The sequence below is a fragment of the Pectobacterium carotovorum genome (assembly GCA_016415585.1).
GTDB lineage: Bacteria > Pseudomonadota > Gammaproteobacteria > Enterobacterales > Enterobacteriaceae > Pectobacterium > Pectobacterium carotovorum_K.
On record CP066552.1, the window covers coordinates 1180068 to 1198852 of the forward strand.

Sequence of the window (18785 nt, forward strand, 5' to 3'; positions counted from 1 at the left end):
TTTCATGAGTCAGGATAAACAGGCTTCATTACACCAAAGTGGTGCCGCAGCGAAAAAAGAGTTTTCAACGGATAAAATTATTCAAGGGGGATGTAAAGAATGTGCGTGTGAAACCTTTGTTCAGTATGTTTACTCATCAGGGGATCCCGTGCCAAATGCCCCTTTTGTTTTAACCGATAGCAAGGGGAATAAAACCGACGGACAAACGGATGAAAATGGTTACTTTAAAGTCCAAAATATGGCGTGTAGTACTTATCAACTTGATATTAAGGAAGGTTCAGATGATTTTTCTTCCCCTGATACCGTAGAGAATAATCCAGTCCTTCAATCTAATCCCGCTCATGCAGCGTTAGCGGGGGAATATTTCACACTTTATTTGCTACTGCATAAAAAAGGGATTGTAGAGTACGACACCGAGGACAGTGAACGCTATGATGAAGTGAATGTTGATGATAGTACATGGGGGGGACGATTTTTTTCTAATGTAGAAGATAAATATCAACTAGCCTATGACCGTTTTCAAACATTAAAAAAACAAATTAATGCAGGGGATCGTGAATTCAAACGGGCAATTAATAAAATTCACCATAGCTTGTCGGCAGAGGTTGCCGATCAGACAACAGAAACAGCGGTTTTGCTGCTTTGTCAAATCATTCTCGGTTTTATCCCTGTTGTTGGTCAGGCACCCGATGTTTATTTTATTGGTGAGTGGTGTTGGGCCGCCTATAAAAAACCAGATAACCTAGAGGATAACTACTTCCTTGCTGAAGGTGCACTGAATGTTGTAGGTGTTATTCCTGGTCCTGGACATGCGTTAAAAATTGCGGGTAAATCTATTTTCCGTGCAATGAAGGCATTAGAAAAAAGTGCGTTAGATAATCAAGCTGTTCAGTTGGCTGTTCGTGAAATTAGAAATATATCTAATGGTAATATTGTTCGATGGTTAACTGACTTCGCGGAAAAAATTAATAAAGAGGCTAAAGAGGCTATAAATCTTCTCAATAAAATAATTACGGCTATTGAACTGATGGTGAATAACGCCACAAGTTCAGCAAAAAGTTGGATTATTGCATTTGCAAAAGATAGCTTTTCGGCAATTTGTGGGGTTATTAAAAAACTAATTAATAAATTTAAAGAAATTATTGATGGGATTATCCAGAAAGTTAATACGTTTATTGGGAAAATTATTACCAGAAAATCTGGAACAGCGGTAGGTAAAGATAAGGCGGCAAAACCTGAAATTAAAGTTGCAGATAAAACTCCATCAGATGTTGATGGCACTCCCGGCCATACGTCATCTACGGCTAGCACGGCAGATGGAAAGACCTGCTCTACATCAAATAAATGCCAAGGTGAAGGTGAACCAGTCGATATGGCCACGGGGTATATGGTGGAGTGGCGTACTGATTTCCAACTAGCTGGTATTTTACCGCTGGCGATGAAGCGTTATTACCGGTCTGGTGGTGAGAGGAAGTCAGGTTTATTAGGATCACTATGGCGTAGTAATTGGGATATGAGCCTGATACTTGAAGAAGGTGTGGTGACACTGACTGACGGTGAGTTCAATCAGGCGATATTTGTTTTGCCTGTCGAGGGGGAATGTACCCGTTCGCCATCTAACCCACAGTGGCGATTGACCCGCCAACAGGGGCGGTTGATTCTGCAATATGCAGGTGGTTTGCATTATCGGTTTGAGCACGCCAGAGGGATGGAATTATGCCTAACATCCATAGAAGATCGCCAGGATAACCAGATCTCGCTGATTTGGGAGTTTGGCGTATTACGCTGGGTGGCTTTGCCTGATAAGCGCTTGATTCATGTGGAAACCCGTCGTCAGCGCATTACTTGTTTAACGTTATGTGATGCTAATCGCAAGCCTTTGAAAACACTGGCTAGCTATACCTATGACAGAAATGGATATTTACTGAGCGTACGGGCAGACGAGGGGCGTAACTTTGATTATCGTTATTCTCCTGAAGGTTGGTTGGTACGCTGGTCGGATTTAGCATTGACTTGGGTTGAGCACGACTACGATAAAAAAGGCCGTGTAATACGTGACAGAACCTCGGAAGGCTACTGGCCGGGGCACTTTGAATATGACGATGATACTCTGACCAGTCATTACCACAGCGGATTTGGTGGGGTGACCAGCTATGTGCGCGATGAGCGTAATAATATTCTGTCAAAGCGTACGCCGGACGGTGGTGAGACCCAATTCGAGTGGGTGGACAACCAACTGGTGGCAGAGACTGATCCGCTGGGGGGCCGCACGGCGTATCAGCGCAATGACTGGGGGCTGGTGACCGAGGTTACCCTGCCCGACGGCGCGACACATCACTACGCGTATGACGATAACGGACAACTGCTGGCTTATATCGACCCGCTGGGCAGCGAATGGCATTACCAGCGTAATGCTGCTGGGCAGGTTGTTGAAGTGAACGACCCGGAAGGGCGCGAGTGGCTGTATCGTTACGGTGAAACAGGGCAACTGTCGACGGTGATAGGCCCGGATGGCGTGTTGCAGTGTTATCACTATAACCGCCGTGGCCTGCTGAGCCGCCTTGAGCGGGATAATGCACCGGCGGTGATGTTCCGGTATGACGACCTTGACCGCCTGACGGAGCGGCATATCGGGCATGAAGCGGGTGTGCAGGTGCGGCGCTGGGAGTATGACGGCGTGCGTGAGTCACCGTCGAAAGTGGTGTACGAAGACGGCAGCGAAACGCAGTTTGGTTACGATGTGGAAGGTAACCTGACGGCGGTGACGGATGCGCTGGGGCAACGTTACCAGTTCCGCTACGGGGCGTTTGATAATCTGCTGGAAGCGACCGACCCACTGGGGGCGACGGTGCGCTATCACTATAACGCGGAAGCGGAGTTCGCCGGAGTAACGAACAGTCATGGACGGGACTGGACGTACGGCTTTGACTCCAGCGGTCGGCTGAATGAGGAGCGGCATTACGACGGGCGGGTGTACCGGTATCAGTACGATGTGGCAGACCGTCTGGTGCAGCGTACTGCGCCGGATAGCAGCGCGCTGCATTACGAGCACGATGCGGCAGGGCGGATAACGCGTATCACGGCGCGGAAAGCGGACGGGGAAACCGACGGCATTACCGAACTGGCGTATGACGTGGCGGGCCGGCTGACCAGAGCCGCCAGCCCGGATGCGGTGGTGGAATATGCCTATAACCGGGCGGGTCAGGTGACGTCGGAAACGGTGAACGGCGAGGCGGTGCAGAGCGGTTACGATGCAGGCGGCCAGCGTGCCGTGGTCGAAGGGATACTGGCGCCGCTGCAACTGGCGTGGCAGTCGGGGCGGCTGTCGTCGCTGGGCATTGGTTCCCATCAGCCGTTGCAGTTCAGCCACACGTCAGCGGGAGAAGAGCAGCGGCGCACTAACGGCAGCGGATTTGCATTGCGCCACGAGTGGAGCCCGACGGGGCTGCTGCAGCGTCAGGCGCTCGAAGGGGCGGACGGCCGGGTGAATGACGTGCTGGAGCGCCGTTACCAGTACGATGTGCTGGACCGTCTGACGGGTATCAGCGACAGCCACTGGGGCGAGCAGGCGTTCCGGCTGAACGGGGCAGGCCAGGTGACGGCAGAGCGTCGCGATGAGGGACGGCGGCGTCAGGCGCGGCTGTTTGGCTACGACAGCGAACAGAACCTGTGCGAGATGTCGCAGATAGCGCCGGGGCTGGGTGAGACGCTGAAGGTGCAGGATGCGGTGGTGCAGGCGTCGGCGCGGTACGATGCAGCAGGCCGAGTGGTGGAGCGGGGCCATACGCAGTACCGGTATGATGACTGCGGGCGTCTGGCGATGAAGCGGGAAACGCGGCCGGGATTCAGGCCGAAGGACACGCACTTTAACTGGGACGTGCAGGACCGTCTGGTACGGGTGAGTCTGCCGGACGGGGCGCGGTGGCGCTATCGTTACGATGCGTTTGGTCGCAGAGTCAGCAAGGTGCGCGAGGGACAGGCTCCTTCGGCGCTGGCGGTCGCGCGGGTGGCGTATCGGTGGGACGGTGACCAGCTTATCGGTCAGCAGCAGTACTATGCAGATGGCAGTGCCGCAAGGGAAGTGCAGTGGGTGTACGAGCCGGGTAGTTTCCGGCCGCTGGCGCAGGTGGAGGCACAGGGCGACAGCACGCAACTGCACTACATCGTGACCGACCTGACGGGAACGGCGAGAGAGCTGTGCAGCGAGGAAGGGGAAATCCGCTGGCGTGGCGAGCAAGGGCTGTGGGGGGCACACCGTGAAGAGCGACGGCCTATCCCGCTGCGGCGCTACCTGGGCGATGCAGCGAACGAGGAAGTGTACTGTGAGCTGCGCTATCAGGGACAGCTGTATGACGCGGAAACGGGGCTTTACTACAACCGGCATCGTTACTATGATGCGGATAGCGGACAGTACCTGTCGCCAGACCCTATAGGTTTACACGGTGGCATTCGACCTCAGGCGTACGTCCACAACCCATTAGAGTGGGTAGATCCGCTGGGACTGGCTGCATCTGGATGTAAAGGTACAAGCCATTTAGATAATCCAAAGAAAAAGGTTAATTCTGCTGAGGTTGGCGATATTGTTCGAACTCCATCATCACATCCTGAGGATTTTACAAAGATAAGGGGAGGGGATTATAAAAATCAAAATACAGGAGAAATATGGAGTAAAAGTAATACCACTCATAGTGATAAGTTAGGAGAATGGAAGGTTGGGATAGGAAAGAATGCACCTACCCCAAGTAAAAAAATTACCGTGGGGATGAGTGATGGAAAAATCATTAAAATTGACAAGTGATTCTTTTCATTTGACTAATATTAATTTCAGTTCATTTAGTTCATCAAATAAATGGGTTGGTTGTTTTGAAAGAAACTCATCATTTTCACTGTCGTTAATTGATGAGTCTATAAAAATAGTGAGTGATTTTTTTTCTCCATATTGGGAGGGTTTTTTTGCTCTGTCAGCCTTATCTTTTGATGATGAAAGGGAACGTGATGAGAGTATAATAAATGAATATGGAGGGTTGTATAATGATTCTAAGGTTAATGGTTATTTGAAATCACTAAATGATGATTTTGAAAGTTACTTATATGGTGATGCTCTGTTGTCAGCATCTTCATTAAGTCTGCATTTTGATAATAATAATTTCATGGATGTTTGTAAGTTAATTATGGGGCATGGAGGTGTGTTAGGCCAGGTTTTTTTTATGGTTAATTTGAAGTTAAAATTGGCGATATATCCTCATGGTGATATCGGTTTTGGTATCATATCTTTTGATGAGGATGACGTTTTTTGTCAATCTTTTTTGAATTCTCTCAGTGGAAATAAGAAATTTAATGTAATTACATGATTTTTTATTAAACCTATAATAGGTTTTATTTTATAGCCGAAAGCGATCACTCGATCCTTCCGGCTTTTTCATTTTATTAGTGGTCAATCGCTACAAATTAATCTGCGTCTCAACAATAATCCTCCCCCTTTCCACCGTAACGGTAACGGGCATCCCGGTGATAAAGCCACACTCTTCGAGCCAGCGGCCTTTGAGGTTGATGGCGGAGGGCGGGTTGGGCTTGCCGTTGTGCTGTAAGTAGACCGCTTTTAGTTCCACACACTTTTTGAGATTTCCGGTTTCTCGGCCATCAGCCGATATTCTTCCGGCGTCAGGCGCTCGAAGGGGCGGACGGCCGGGTGAATGACGTGCTGGAGCGCCGTTACCAGTACGATGTGCTGGACCGTCTGACGGGTATCAGCGACAGCCACTGGGGCGAGCAGGCGTTCCGGCTGAACGGGGCAGGCCAGGTGACGGCAGAGCGTCGCGATGAGGGACGGCGGCGTCAGGCGCGGCTGTTTGGCTACGACAGCGAACAGAACCTGTGCGAGATGTCGCAGATAGCGCCGGGGCTGGGTGAGACGCTGAAGGTGCAGGATGCGGTGGTGCAGGCGTCGGCGCGGTACGATGCAGCAGGCCGAGTGGTGGAGCGGGGCCATACGCAGTACCGGTATGATGACTGCGGGCGTCTGGCGATGAAGCGGGAAACGCGGCCGGGATTCAGGCCGAAGGACACGCACTTTAACTGGGACGTGCAGGACCGTCTGGTACGGGTGAGTCTGCCGGACGGGGCGCGGTGGCGCTATCGTTACGATGCGTTTGGTCGCAGAGTCAGCAAGGTGCGCGAGGGACAGGCTCCTTCGGCGCTGGCGGTCGCGCGGGTGGCGTATCGGTGGGACGGTGACCAGCTTATCGGTCAGCAGCAGTACTATGCAGATGGTAGTGCCGCAAGGGAAGTGCAGTGGGTGTACGAGCCGGGTAGTTTCCGGCCGCTGGCGCAGGTGGAGGCACAGGGCGACAGCACGCAACTGCACTACATCGTGACCGACCTGACGGGAACGGCGAGAGAGCTGTGCAGCGAGGAAGGGGAAATCCGCTGGCGTGGCGAGCAAGGGCTGTGGGGGGCACACCGTGAAGAGCGACGGCCTATCCCGCTGCGGCGCTACCTGGGCGATGCAGCGAACGAGGAAGTGTACTGTGAGCTGCGCTATCAGGGACAGCTGTATGACGCGGAAACGGGGCTTTACTACAACCGGCATCGTTACTATGATGCGGATAGCGGACAGTACCTGTCGCCAGACCCGATAGGGCTGGGTGGGGGAATAAGGCCACAAGCCTATGTTCATAACCCGCTCATTTGGGTTGATCCGCTCGGGTTAACGGAAAAAGAAGGCGTCACAACCTTTTATCATGCCGGGAATATACAAGGCCCTATAGATCCTTCAAAAGGTCGGGCAAACTTAGATTTTAACCCAGCAGGTCAAGGCGGCTTTTATGTAACAACAGACAAAGTTCAAGCGGAAGAATGGTCAAAACTACGCGATCACCCTACGATCGCCCAGTTTGATATTCCGAATTCTGAACTCAAAAAACTTGATATCAAAGATTTCAGCTCAGCCAATGGTGAATGGGCTGATTTTGTGACTCAAGGCAGAGCTGGGACTCTTTCCCATAGTCATGATGCTGTGAGTGGTCCGATGTTGGGTAATCCAGGTGCAGTGAAAAGAGGAAAGGTTCCGACAAGTAAAGGCAGCCAATTTGCTATCTTTTCTGATGAAGCAGCAAGACTATTCGACAGATTTAAATTATAGAGACTAATATTATGATAGACGATGTGAATATATCTGATAATTTGACTTTTTGTGATAATGAAACCGGTGATGAAGTTATATTTAATTATCATACTTGGTGCGAAGTAATAATTGCTGTGGTTTTTAAATATACTGGAAAGACCAAAGAGGAAAGTGACTACTTAGTTCATTCTAGCCAATTAATAAAAAATGCTACTAATAGCTATATGTCAGTTGTGCTGTGTAGTCATGAGATTGAGTACCATTGGGCTATGTTGATAGCATATGGTGATTTATATTGGAAGAATGGGGTCAGTCAAGATGAACCTGATGGATATTGGGAATGGGAATCTGAATACAGAAAGGCTAATTGTTTAGCTGAAGAAAGTTTTGTCTTTATTGATTGAGTTTTAGCCGGAAGCGATCACGCGATCCTTCCGGTTTTTTTATTTTATTAGTGGTCAATCGCTATAAATTAATCTGCGGCTCAATAGTAATCTTTCCCCACTCAACTGTGACGGTAACGGGCATCCCGGTGATAAATCCCGACTCTTCGAGCCAGCGGCCTGCCAGTGTTAACGTGCCGTTGTCCTACCCAGTTCGCTCCTTCTGTCTCGTTATCGTCGAGTTTAGCCATTAGCGCCGCGAGAAAACCCAGTTCATTAATAAAACGACTAATGGCAGCGGCTGCCGTCGCTGTTATGATGTGGCACAGGCAGACAGGGAAGTCACAGCATGGCGGTAGCGTGTCCGGGCAAAAGTGCGTGTCAGGGGGCGGGTTACGGGGGGGGGCCGAAAACTCTGCCTGAAAAGCATTTTGTTTCAATGGGTTAAGTGCGCTAAGAAATACGACTGTATCAGGATCGTCCCTATGACCCTATAGGGCTGGGTGGGGGGATAAGGCCGCAGGCGTACGTCCACAACCCATTAGAATGGGTAGATCCGCTGGGGCTGACGCCGAAGGAAGGAAGCCAAACTGATAAGAAGCATACGGGGACAACTTATCGGGGATTGACCGAAGAACAAAAAGCTCAGGCTAAGGCAGGTAAAGATATTCAGCCTAAAAACCCGTGTGCTGATTATTCAGCACAAGAGCATGTGAGTAATGGGAAATTAGATACGCAATTAATATCAACAACAAAAAAAGAAAAAACCGCCGATTTTTATAATAGGAATGGTTGCAAGATAAAAGTAGATTTATCAAAAATACCTGATGAAAATATTATCGATGTTAGCGACGGAGGGGGCTTGAGTGGTAAAGCAGCAAGGTACGCTAAGAAAGATAGAGAAGTACTGATTAAAAACGGTATTCCCGCCGGCGCATATGAGATAATAGAATGACTAATGATTTAAATTCCCGTCTAGTGTATCTGTCTGAAGAGTTAGCTTCATCTTACGAGAAAGAATATTCCTCCGATGATGAGGAATATTTTGAAAATAAGAGAATAAAATCAGAACTAGTTGATTTTATTATTGATGCTAACTCTCGTGGTGAAATGTCATTTGTTGATAACGCATTTGAAATTCTTTTAGAGAATACGGGATGCCAAGAGGACTTTGAAATTTTGGAGGAAATTCTCCGTCCTGTTATTGAGAAAAAAATCATCGATGAAGACTTATTGGAAAAGCATCTACAAGAAAGTCCATTATCTCGATGGTTATAGGTGAGTTTAAACTAGGTTAGGTAATAAAAGCCGGAAGCGATCTGACGATCCTTCCGGCTATTTTATTTTTAGCGGTTGGTATTATTACGCCAGCACAGTCCCCTGTTCTGCCCGAATCGTTATTCTGCTGGGCAGCACGTCAATTATTAACGGCTGGCCGAGTAACCCGCTCAGGGTGAGCCAGTCGCCTGCCAGTGTTAATGTGCCGTCATCCCCCACCCAATCCGCGCCTTCCGCTTCGTTGCCGTCCAGTTCCGCCATCAGCGCAGCAATATCAGTATCCTCATCCAGTCGTGTGAGTATCAGCCCGTTGCGGTAAAGGTGGATACGGAACAGGGTATGGGCGGTAAAACCCGCCTGCGCCAGTTCGTGGCCCGTCAGCGTCAGTTCCGGCAGGTCGCCGTGCTGGAAAGCGTATCTTATGCTCATCGTGCGCTCTCCATGCTCAGCCCGCCGGGAAAGCGGTTCAGCCAGCTTGCGGCAGCACGTTCATCGAATGGCGCGATGCTCAGCGCTTGCAGGTCTTGCCAGAGTGCGCGGATATCCTGCGTGGTGATGACAATGCAGCCGGGCATGATGCGGGCGTGCAGGTGCGGCGCTGGGAGTATGACGGTGTACGCGAGTCACCGTCGAAAGTGGTGTGCGAAGACGGCAGCGAGACGTAGTTTGGTTACGATGTGGAAGGTAACCTGACGGCGATTACGGATGCGTTGGGGCAGCGCTCCCCGTTCCGCTACGGGGCGTTCGATAACCTGCTTGAAGCGACCTGCGCTATCACTACAATGCGGAAGCGGAGTTCGCCGGGGGGGAAAAATAATTAGGGACGCGGCGTACGATACTGAAAAAAGGGAAGAGATCAATCTGTATCGTTACTTATCCTCATTTTTAATAATTACTTTCTTAATCCTTGTTATATTTATTTATGATCGAATTTAATCATTAGCAGTGTAAATAAAAATACTGAATATGTTATTCAGTATTTTTTTTGTATTCGCGTAAAGATTTTATTCTATTGTTTCTACGCCACTGCTATGTAGTTTATTTCCCTTTTTTAAATTAATGTAAAGTAATGAGGTTTTTTTGTATATGATGAATAATGAATTAGTTTCATCGCTAATATTAAGTGAGTTAATTCAATATCGGCGTAGATTTACCCAGTCGATTAAATCAATTAGTGAAGAAGAGTCCCAGGTGACTCAGGTTCAATTACCCAGAATTCGAGCGTTTGTTGAAAAGGGGCGTCAAATTGAACTCATTCTTCCTGCGTTTCCAGTTAAATCTCCGAACCCTTATAAAGTGCTGGGTAGAGTACCGGATATGGCGGAGCGTTTGTCCCTGATCTTTCTGAATTCACTATGCCAGCGTATTCAGCTTTATTATCCGGCAGGAGCGCACATCCGTATTTGCTCGGATGGACATGTATTCGGTGACCTGATTGGGACTAGCGACGAAACGATTAACATCTATCAGGATGAGATTGAAAATTTACTGCATGAGTTGGGTGCCGTTCATCTCAGCGTCTTTAATCTTAAGGACGTAGAGAATATGGCGCCACTAACTGCTGACTATGATCATCTTCGCCAGCGGTTGGTTGAGGATTACGCCGAATCAGAAGAGGAGATCAAGGCGCAGCTCATGCAGAGCGAAGAAGGCTTGCAGCTTTATCGTTCAATAACCCGCTTTCTCTATGAGGATAGCCTGCGGCCTGACTATACCGGCTCTAATGCGGCGTTACAGAAGGATGCCAAAAAACGCGCGTGTGGCGTTATTCAACGCAGCTGGGCGTGGGGCAATCTGCTTGCTGAACAATTCCCAGATGCCATCCGGTTGTCTATTCACCCTCAGCCTTCGGACAGCCTGAAGCTAGGTATTCATATGATGCCCACGAAGGACGATTGGTTGACGCCCTGGCATGGTGTGGCCGCCAATGTTAATGGGCAGTTTGTGCTGATGAAGAATGCCGATGCACAGCAGTTGGACGGTGAGGTTGTGGAGATCCGCGGTACGCCTAGCCATTACTTAGTTAAGCAGCCTGATATGGCATAAGCGTTATCGTTCACCGAGACATCGAGATTGTCATCTTATAAAGAAATATACACGATGGAAAATAGCATGAACTGTCGCATCGAATCGCTTTCCCCTTTTGGCGCGCTGCTGACGCCAGTTGAAGTGGGGCAGAGCATTGCCACACTACCGATTGATACATTGCGTGAGCTCGCCCGCGAATATCATCTTCTGGTACTGCGTGGGTTCTCTTCTGGGTTTTCCGATCCTGAAACGTTGACCGAGTATGCCGGGCACTGGGGGGAAATCATGATGTGGCCTTTCGGGGCTGTGCTGGACGTCAAGGAGCATGCGGATACCAAGGATCACATCTTTGATAACAGCTATGTGCCGCTGCACTGGGACGGTATGTACAAACCAACCATCCCCGAATTTCAACTGTTTCACTGCGTTTCTGCGCCGGGGCAGGATCAAGGCGGGCGTACCACGTTTGTCGATACCACGCGTTTGTTGGCAGAGGCTGATGCACAATTAGTCGATGAGTGGCGGCGTGTTTCAATCACTTACCGTATTAAAGCCGTTGTGCATTACGGTGGTGAAGTCACGTCTCCATTGGTCATCCCGCATCCCAACGGCACGGGTGAGATTATGCGTTATAACGAACCGCCAACCGAAGGGGAGCGTTTCCTTAATCAGCATGCGCTCGAATACCACAATGTTACGCCGGAAACGCAAAACGCATTTAGCCAGACGTTACGGCAGCATTTGTACGATCCCCGTTATTACTATGCGCATCAATGGTTACAGGGAGATGTTGTGATAGCCGACAATTTCTCGCTGCTGCATGGCCGTGAAGCCTTTACGGCGCATTCTGCACGCCACCTCCAGCGCGTGCATATTCAGGGCACCCCGATTTGTGTGAATACCTGCATCGATAACGCAGCATAAGGAAAAGTATCATGGCACATATTCTTATGGCGGCGATGGCGACGCCGGGGCACGTTTACCCTTTACTGACTATCGCTCGCTATCTGGTTGAGCAAGGGAACGATGTCACGCTGTTTAGCGGCGCGTTGTTTCGTGAGCAGGCGGAAGCGGCTGGCGTCGGGTTTATCCCTTTTAGCGATGACATTGATTTCGACTACCGGCACCTTGAGCAGCATTTCCCCCAACGCGCGATGTTGCCGCCGGGTAACGCGCAGATGGCTCTGGCTCTGAAAGATTTCTTTGCGGCCCCGATTCCACTGCTGGATAGCCAACTACGTGACGCATTGGCAAAGACCCGCGCCGATTTGCTCATCGTTGAAAACTGTTTTTATGGTGTCTTGCCGCTGCTGTTCTCCAGAGAGCGGCCGCCCGTCATCGTAATAGGTGTTACGCCATTGTCCTATTCGACGCGAGATTCTGTTTTCTATGGGCCTCGTATTCCTCCCAAATTGTTGCCGCCTGACCTGAGCCATGAACAACTGGTCGATGAAGAAACGCGGGGATTGATGAGCGAGGTTCAGCACGCGTTTAATCATGCGATGGTGCAGTCGGGAGGAAAGCCTCTCGAACAGCCTTTTATGGATACACTGATTGGCCGTTGCGATCGTTTCTTACAGTTATCCACCACTGAGCTTGAGTATCGGCGTGATGATTTGCCACAAAGTGTACGATTTATTGGGCCATTATCCCACCACGCGGCAGCAGAACGTGTTCCGCAATGGTGGGCACCGGACGACAAGCGGCCACTGATTATCGTTTCACAAGGCACATTGGCGAATGTCGATCTCCAGCAGCTCATTGGGCCAACGCTGCGCGCATTAGCTGACTTACCTGTCAGAGTGCTGGCGACCACTGGGGGGCGTTCGGTTGATTCGCTGCAAGCCTCCTTGCCTGAAAATGCCAGAGTGGTGAGCTTCCTCTCTTATGACGATTGGCTGCCAAGGGCGTCGATCGTCATCAGCAATGGCGGATACGGTTCGATTAATGCTGCGCTGAAAGATGGCGTTCCCTTAATTGTGGCCGGTGTTGGGGAAGATAAGCAGGAAGGTGCTGCGCGTGTAGTATTTGCCAAATGTGGGATTAACCTGCAAACCAGTACGCCGAGTGAACAGCAGATTAAGCAGTCTGTTATTGAGATATTGGAGGATCCTGGTTATTTACAGCGTGCAAGGTGGATTCAGGCAGATTATGCAAGCCATGATGCGCTTGCTCTGATTAAGGCCGAAGTGAATGCGCTATCCCTTCCAAATGAATGTCCGCTAAAGGAGGGCGGTATAACATCAGGTAAGGATGTTTCTCTGCTTCGCGTTTAGCCATTATTTCATCGTAATAACGTGCTGAAATCGGTCACGCGTTATGGGGTGAAACCGTGTCCCATAACGCTATTGCAGATCATGTTTTTAAAATAGAATACACGCACGGATGTTCTATCCCAGGGGGGCAGTAAATGAAACTATTTTTGGCCGTGATTTTTTCAGTATTGATAATGCCCCAGACCGGTTTTTCGGCAACCAAAACGGATGTGCTGACGGTGCTGAAGCATTTGGATGTGACCACTTTCCGCAGTTCTTTTGGGCCGAGACATTTTCCCAAGGGGACGCTGCTGAAAGATACCAGTGACTATGTTTTTAGCCAGGAAAAAGGCTGGGCGGACGCAACGGAGAAAGATGGCAGTTGGACGTATTCACTGCGTATTATCTCGGAGAATGAAAAAGAGATCATTGCCTGTTTCGTGGATGATGCTCACATTGGGAGTTACTTTTCAAGGAAGCCTTTCCTGATAAAGAAAACGAAAAATACTCAGGCGTATTCCGTGATCGAGCCTGATCACGATGTAGAAGGATGTGAGCTCAATCCCAAGGATCAATAATCCTGATCGTCGTTGGTAAATGAACCACGTTATCCGAACGTTGTTAAAAATAAGGAGCCGCTATAAGCCGCTCCTTTGTTGTTTCTATACCCGTTATACTTCAAGTTGCATGTGCGTCGGCTGCGTTCAGTCACCCGAATCACTTACTTGAGTAAGCTCATCGGGATTCCTTCCCTTACCGCCTTCCTGAAACTCGAATTATTTAGGGTATATATTTTTATTTTACAGCGCCTTATCGGTCAGCAAGGCAACCTTGCTGGCTGTTGAGACACGCTCAAGGTAGGCGTGGACGTTAGGGCCAAACTGCACGCCTTTCACGATCGTGAGCGATAGTAAGATCGGGAACAGAATAAAATCGGTGGTGGAAATGGCGCTGACGTTTGCCAGACGCGGCTCCAGCGCATCGAGTTTTTGCTCCACTTCCGCAATCAGCTCTGGCGTTTTTGCTATTAGTGCATCCAGATCGCCGAAGGCTTTCTCTTCACGCAGAATGTAGGCATGACGCGCCTCTGGCGTGGAAAGCTCTTTGAAGTCGGCTTTTGTGAAGCGAGGGATCGCAAGGTTAAACACCGCGCTGGAAACGGATTTACACCAGGCTTCAATCTCGGCATCAACTGGTTTGTCGGCGATTAATGGCGCTTGCTTGCTGTCGACATAGTGGACGATATCCATGCTTTCTGGCATGAAACTGCCATCTTCTTTCTGCAGGATAGGTACCACTTTGCGGCCCACCATGCGTGTTGGCGTGTCGATGTCGCCTTCCATAATGACGGATTGCTCAACAGGCAGATCTTTCAGACCAAAAATCATTCTGGCTCTGACACAGAATGGGCAGTGTTCGTAAATGAAAAGTTTCATGCATCGCCTCGTAAGATTTTGAAAAAGTCAGCAAAAATTTGCTAGCCCGGTCATGACAAGTCATGCCATCAGAGTAATACCTGATACGGTCGGCGGTAAAGTGAATGTGCCTGACGATGGTGATAACAGGGAAAGGAAGGGCGCAGTGTGGATCCGCCTTATCCTCGCCGGATTACGGTATGATGCAGTGAAACCCCTTTTTCGGAAGAGAAATCATGGATCGCCTGAGCGCGCTGGAAACTTTTATCTGCGTTTTTGAAACGGGTTCGTTTTCCGCTGCGTCTCGCAGGCTCGGTATTGGGCAGCCTGCGGTTTCCAAAGCGATTATGCAGCTTGAAAATCAGCTGGCAACGCCTCTGCTGCTCCGTTCTACCCGAGGGCTGACACCGACAGAAGCTGGGCAGAGTTTTTATGAGCAAATCTCCCCCGCATTAAAGGTACTGAGGGATGCCCAAGAGCATGTGGTTAGCGGGAGCGCTGCGCTGTCTGGGCGGCTACGCATCTGTGCACCCGTCACCTTTGCCAGACTGCACATTATGCCGCGACTCTATGAGTTCATGGCAGAACATCCGCAGCTAAATATTGATGTCATTCTGGACGATCGTCCGATCGATCTGATTGCTGAAGGAATTGATGTAGCACTGCGTTTGGGTGAAATGAAGGATTCAAGCCTGATCGCCCAGCGTTTGGCCTCGTGTTCCATGCGCCTCTTAGCGACACCCGATTATTTTGCCGTTCATGGCATGCCTGCTTCTCCTGATGCACTGGCTGCGCATCCTGCCGTCATTTATTTGCAGGGAGAGAGAACCGATCGTTGGATTTTTTCTCGGGATGGAACACAGACCACGGTATTCCCCAATGGGCGTATCCGTGTTTCTGCGGCGGAAGGCGTACGTGCAGCGGTGCTGTCCGGTGTAGGGTTGACCATCGCTTCCGAGTGGATGTTTGCTCCAGAGCTTGAGAGCGGGCAGGTCGTCACCGCGCTGGATTCATGGTCGCTGGGTAAGATGGATCTGTGGGCTGTCTACCCCGGAGGCCGCATGACATCAGCTCGCGCCAGAATTTTTACCGATTTCGTTCAGCGTCTTTTCTCCTGACGTATTCCTATTTGGAATAGCTGATATTCATCTTGCCTCTCTACTGGGAATGAGTATGACGTCTTATGCTCTGCTCATTGTTTGCCGATTTCCGGCAGGAAACACACAAATAGGTATGATGATGAGCACATTATCCAGCGAAGCCGATGTCAGAGCGCGGCAGGTTCCCAGCAAAGTATTGATTTTCTCGATGGCGGCAGCCAGCGGTATTTCTGTTGCCAATATCTATTACAACCAGCCGATGCTGGGCGTGATCGGCGAAAGTTTTACGTCAAGCGGGGCGGTTTCGCTGATCCCAACCGTGACGCAGTTGGGCTACGCCTTGGGACTGCTACTGCTGGTTCCGCTCGGTGATAAGTTCGATCGGCGTCGGCTGATCGTGTGGCAATTTTTGCTGCTGGCGTTGGCCTCTGCATTTGCTGCGTTGTCGACATCGGCTTTTGCCTTGTTAAGTGCCTCGTTGATTATTGGTTTTGGTGCCACCGCTGCACAGCAGATTGTTCCGGCTGCGGCGGCACTGGCCGATGCGAAGCAGCGCGGTGCGATTGTCGGAACGGTCATGAGTGGGTTGCTAAGTGGGATTCTGCTTAGTCGCACGATTGCGGGCCTGGTGGCGGAAAGCGCAGGCTGGCGGGCGATGTTTTGGCTGAGCGTGCCGCTGGCGCTGGCGGGCGCGTGGGCAATGGGAAGAATGTTACCGGCTTCACCATCGAACCAAACTGTTCGTTACCGTGAGCTGATGCATTCACTGGTAACGCTGTGGCAGGATGAACGCACGTTGCGTAAAGCCACGTTGATTCAGGCGCTGCTGTTTGCATCGTTCAGCGCGTTCTGGAGCGTGCTTGCTCTGTATCTGGAAAGTGGACGCTTTCACATGGGCGCTGCCGCTGCGGGTCTGTTCGGCGTGATTGGTGTCGTGGGCATTTTTGCGGCGCCACTGGCGGGAAGACTGGCTGATAGAGCCGGCAGCCGCCCGGTTGTGATTGCCGGATCGCTGTTGACGCTGCTCTCATGGGGAATATTCATCGGTTTTGATTCCGTCATTGGCCTGATTATCGGCGTTGTCCTGCTCGATCTCGGCGTGCAAAGTGCGTTAATTGCCAATCAACATGTGATTTATGGACTCGGTGAAGCGGCCAGAGGCCGGATCAATACCGTATTCATGGGCGGGATGTTTCTGGGCGGCGCGGCGGGTTCCTCGGTTGCGATGGCCGCATGGCATCAAGGGGGGTGGTTGATGGTTGGGGGGCTTGCCAGCGTTCTGACCACCGTGGCGCTGCTGGCTGCGCTGATAAAAATCCAAAAAGCCTAATTGCAATCGAAGGAAAGCAGGCTGAAATAGCCAGATATGGCGGCTGGGAAATTTCGCCAATGTTGTTTTACAACCGGTAGATTAACCTTACTTGCCGATGACAATACTATACATTTGGCTTGCTATAGTCCTTGCATCCCTTGTCAGTACCTCACATCTCTGTGAGTGTTGTGTAGTTAACCATCCCTGTCATTAGAATGACCTTACCCGCCTTGTGCGGGTTTTTTTTTGCCTGATTTTCAGCGAGCTGGATTGGTGCTGAGTGTGCTTATTCTGTCTCGCTCTTGATTGAACTGTCGGGGACTATTTTGGTAACGACTCGGTTTCTGCCTTCATGCTTAGCCTGATAAAGGGCATCATCCGCGATTTTCAAAACGCTATCGATCTGCTCCTCTCCCGGAATAAAACAGGTGACGCCTAATGAAATTGTGATGTTTTCAGGAATGGGCAGCGGCATTTTTTCGACTTTTTTACGCAGCCGTTCGGCAATTTCGGCTGCTTGCTTTATGTCCGTATCGGACAAGAGCGCGAGGAACTCCTCCCCTCCGGTACGACCGATCAGATCGGATTCCCGCGATCCTTGTTTTATGTTTTTAGCCAACAGCCTGATAACGTCATCACCGACATTGTGCCCGTAGGTATCATTCACGCGTTTGAAATGATCGATATCGATCACGATGGCCGCAACCTGATTACTCTTTGACAGAATGAGTTCAACATTTTCATAGATACCACGGCGATTAAGTAATCCGGTGAGCGGATCGGTATGCGCCAGCAAACTCAGTTTGCCAATCCGCTTGTGCAAGAGCACTGTACCGAAAAGAATGACGCGCTTTAGCTGGTCAACCTCAAAATACCAGGAAGGGACTTTCTTGATTTTTTCAATGACGTCTGGCTCCTCCATTTTACTGGCAGAAACGGCCAGCAAGCGCAAGGGATTGGCAATAGAGAAAGCGAGCAGAGTGAGTGCAATAAGTGTTAATGCCATCACGGGCGCACCTTCATATAAGACAGATCGCATGACGCCGTTAATTGAATCAATAACATTTTGATAAGGGTGTAAGGTAATGATCACCCAGCCAGATGATTTAACCGTATCAAAGCCAGCCAGCGATGGAGCGCCTAGCATATCGGGTATAGCGAGCGTTCCACTTTTTTTGTTCTGAAAGGCAGCTTTGATTTTCTCATCGCTGATGGATTTGCCGACCCACTGTTTATCCTGATGATAGAGAACAATACCGTTTTTATCGATGACATAGACGCTGGAATAGTCGTTATAAAAATGGGTATTCATAAACTCATTGAGCACACTTTTACTTTTTAAATAAATCGTTCCGCCGATGTAGCCAAGATAATTACCTTGTTTATCTTTTATGGGGGAGGAAACCAATACGAGTAAATTCCCTGTCATGGAGACATAAGGCTGGCTGATTAACGGCCTTTGTTCCGTCAACGCCAGCTTGCTGGCATCTGAGGCCAGCGTGCTTCCTCTCAGATTGAGTGATGCTGGGTAAACCGCGCGTATACGGTTCTGGTCGTCTGCAACAAAAATAGAATTAAAGCTTTGGCTCATATGGTATGCCTGCTCGCTTTTCTCCAGCAGTACATTATCATTACTGAAATTATTCGCAATCCATGTGGCGCTATAGGCCAGCTCCTGCTGTGCGGAAGATAAAAAACTTTCGGTGGTGGCAGCCAATTTGGACGAATAGTTAAGGTTTGAACTCAGTATCTGATCGGTAATGAGCTTCTTCTGTACGTTATAAACGGCGATATAGGCATTTGTTAGCGTAATCATCATGCTGATAATCGCGAGGGATAAAATGAGTGAACGTAAATTGGCTGAGAACTGTTTTTTTACTTTCATTATCGA

Annotated in this window: 18 protein-coding genes and 1 pseudogene; 13 read left to right on the plus strand and 6 right to left on the minus strand. The window is 49.8% G+C overall.

Annotation, left to right across the window (positions count from 1 at the left end):
* Window positions 1-4 precede the first annotated feature (4 nt).
* Window positions 5-4798 carry an RHS repeat protein gene (locus JFY74_05245; GenBank protein QQG29465.1) on the plus strand — a complete coding sequence of 1598 codons (4794 nt, stop codon included), beginning with the start codon at window positions 5-7 and terminating at the stop codon, window positions 4796-4798.
* A complete protein-coding gene (locus JFY74_05250) occupies window positions 4770-5351 on the plus strand; it encodes a hypothetical protein (GenBank protein QQG29466.1) in 582 nt (193 codons plus the stop codon). Before JFY74_05245 ends, JFY74_05250 begins: the two co-directional genes overlap by 29 nt.
* 90 nt (window positions 5352-5441) lie before the next feature.
* Here the strand turns inward: JFY74_05250 and JFY74_05255 are convergent, their stop codons facing one another.
* Window positions 5442-5609: a type I toxin-antitoxin system SymE family toxin gene (locus JFY74_05255; protein QQG29467.1), complete on the minus strand. Its 168-nt coding sequence runs from the start codon at window positions 5607-5609 to the stop codon at window positions 5442-5444.
* Between the two features lie 47 nt (window positions 5610-5656).
* On the opposite strand from JFY74_05255, the pseudogene JFY74_05260 reads away from it, so the two are divergent.
* A pseudogene (locus JFY74_05260) lies at window positions 5657-6712 on the plus strand (RHS domain-containing protein).
* Between the two features lie 440 nt (window positions 6713-7152).
* Window positions 7153-7527 (plus strand): hypothetical protein, encoded by a 375-nt coding sequence (locus JFY74_05265; GenBank protein QQG29468.1) that lies wholly within the window; start codon window positions 7153-7155, stop codon window positions 7525-7527.
* Window positions 7528-7588: 61 nt separating this feature from the next.
* Here JFY74_05265 and JFY74_05270 read toward each other — a convergent pair whose 3' ends face one another.
* A complete protein-coding gene (locus JFY74_05270; protein QQG30454.1) occupies window positions 7589-7693 on the minus strand; it encodes a SymE family type I addiction module toxin in 105 nt (34 codons plus the stop codon).
* A gap of 438 nt (window positions 7694-8131) precedes the next feature.
* Between JFY74_05270 and JFY74_05275 the strand changes: the two genes are divergently transcribed.
* Together JFY74_05275 and JFY74_05280 are read left to right on the plus strand one after the other, a co-directional pair.
* Entirely contained in the window at window positions 8132-8461 is a 330-nt protein-coding gene (locus JFY74_05275) for a hypothetical protein (protein ID QQG29469.1), read from the plus strand.
* Window positions 8458-8784 (plus strand): hypothetical protein, encoded by a 327-nt coding sequence (locus JFY74_05280; protein QQG29470.1) that lies wholly within the window; start codon window positions 8458-8460, stop codon window positions 8782-8784. Before JFY74_05275 ends, JFY74_05280 begins: the two co-directional genes overlap by 4 nt.
* Window positions 8785-8868: 84 nt before the next feature.
* Here JFY74_05280 and JFY74_05285 read toward each other — a convergent pair whose 3' ends face one another.
* Both JFY74_05285 and JFY74_05290 read right to left on the minus strand, forming a co-directional pair.
* Window positions 8869-9213 carry a SymE family type I addiction module toxin gene (locus JFY74_05285; GenBank protein QQG29471.1) on the minus strand — a complete coding sequence of 115 codons (345 nt, stop codon included), beginning with the start codon at window positions 9211-9213 and terminating at the stop codon, window positions 8869-8871.
* Window positions 9210-9359, minus strand: a complete 150-nt coding sequence (locus tag JFY74_05290) for a hypothetical protein (GenBank protein QQG29472.1) — start codon at window positions 9357-9359, stop codon at window positions 9210-9212. Before JFY74_05290 ends, JFY74_05285 begins: the two co-directional genes overlap by 4 nt.
* A gap of 102 nt (window positions 9360-9461) precedes the next feature.
* On the opposite strand from JFY74_05290, the gene JFY74_05295 reads away from it, so the two are divergent.
* The 5 genes from JFY74_05295 (at window position 9462) to JFY74_05315 (ending at window position 13645) form a co-directional block, all read left to right on the plus strand.
* Window positions 9462-9605: an RHS repeat protein gene (locus tag JFY74_05295; GenBank protein ID QQG29473.1), complete on the plus strand. Its 144-nt coding sequence runs from the start codon at window positions 9462-9464 to the stop codon at window positions 9603-9605.
* A 259-nt stretch (window positions 9606-9864) separates the two neighbouring features.
* The gene (locus JFY74_05300) at window positions 9865-10830 is read left to right on the plus strand and encodes an isocyanide synthase family protein (protein QQG29474.1); all 966 of its coding nucleotides are present in this window, start codon (window positions 9865-9867) and stop codon (window positions 10828-10830) included.
* 54 nt (window positions 10831-10884) lie between these two features.
* Window positions 10885-11736, plus strand: coding sequence for a TauD/TfdA family dioxygenase (locus tag JFY74_05305; protein QQG29475.1), 852 nt, complete (start codon window positions 10885-10887; stop codon window positions 11734-11736).
* A gap of 11 nt (window positions 11737-11747) precedes the next feature.
* Entirely contained in the window at window positions 11748-13088 is a 1341-nt protein-coding gene (locus tag JFY74_05310) for a glycosyltransferase (GenBank protein ID QQG29476.1), read from the plus strand.
* Between the two features lie 134 nt (window positions 13089-13222).
* On the plus strand, window positions 13223-13645 hold the full coding sequence (locus JFY74_05315; protein ID QQG29477.1) for a bacteriocin immunity protein: 423 nt from the start codon (window positions 13223-13225) through the stop codon (window positions 13643-13645).
* A gap of 222 nt (window positions 13646-13867) precedes the next feature.
* On the opposite strand, the gene grxB is transcribed toward JFY74_05315, so the two are convergent.
* Window positions 13868-14503, minus strand: coding sequence for a glutaredoxin 2 (gene grxB, locus JFY74_05320; GenBank protein ID QQG29478.1), 636 nt, complete (start codon window positions 14501-14503; stop codon window positions 13868-13870).
* Between the two features lie 215 nt (window positions 14504-14718).
* Between grxB and JFY74_05325 the strand changes: the two genes are divergently transcribed.
* Window positions 14719-15600 (plus strand): LysR family transcriptional regulator, encoded by an 882-nt coding sequence (locus JFY74_05325; GenBank protein ID QQG29479.1) that lies wholly within the window; start codon window positions 14719-14721, stop codon window positions 15598-15600.
* Window positions 15601-15715: 115 nt separating this feature from the next.
* Complete coding sequence (locus JFY74_05330) at window positions 15716-16912, plus strand: MFS transporter (GenBank protein QQG30455.1); 1197 nt, start codon at window positions 15716-15718, stop codon at window positions 16910-16912.
* A 268-nt stretch (window positions 16913-17180) separates the two neighbouring features.
* Here the strand turns inward: JFY74_05330 and JFY74_05335 are convergent, their stop codons facing one another.
* Window positions 17181-18779, minus strand: coding sequence for a GGDEF domain-containing protein (locus JFY74_05335; GenBank protein ID QQG29480.1), 1599 nt, complete (start codon window positions 18777-18779; stop codon window positions 17181-17183).
* Between the last annotated feature and the right edge of the window lie 6 nt (window positions 18780-18785).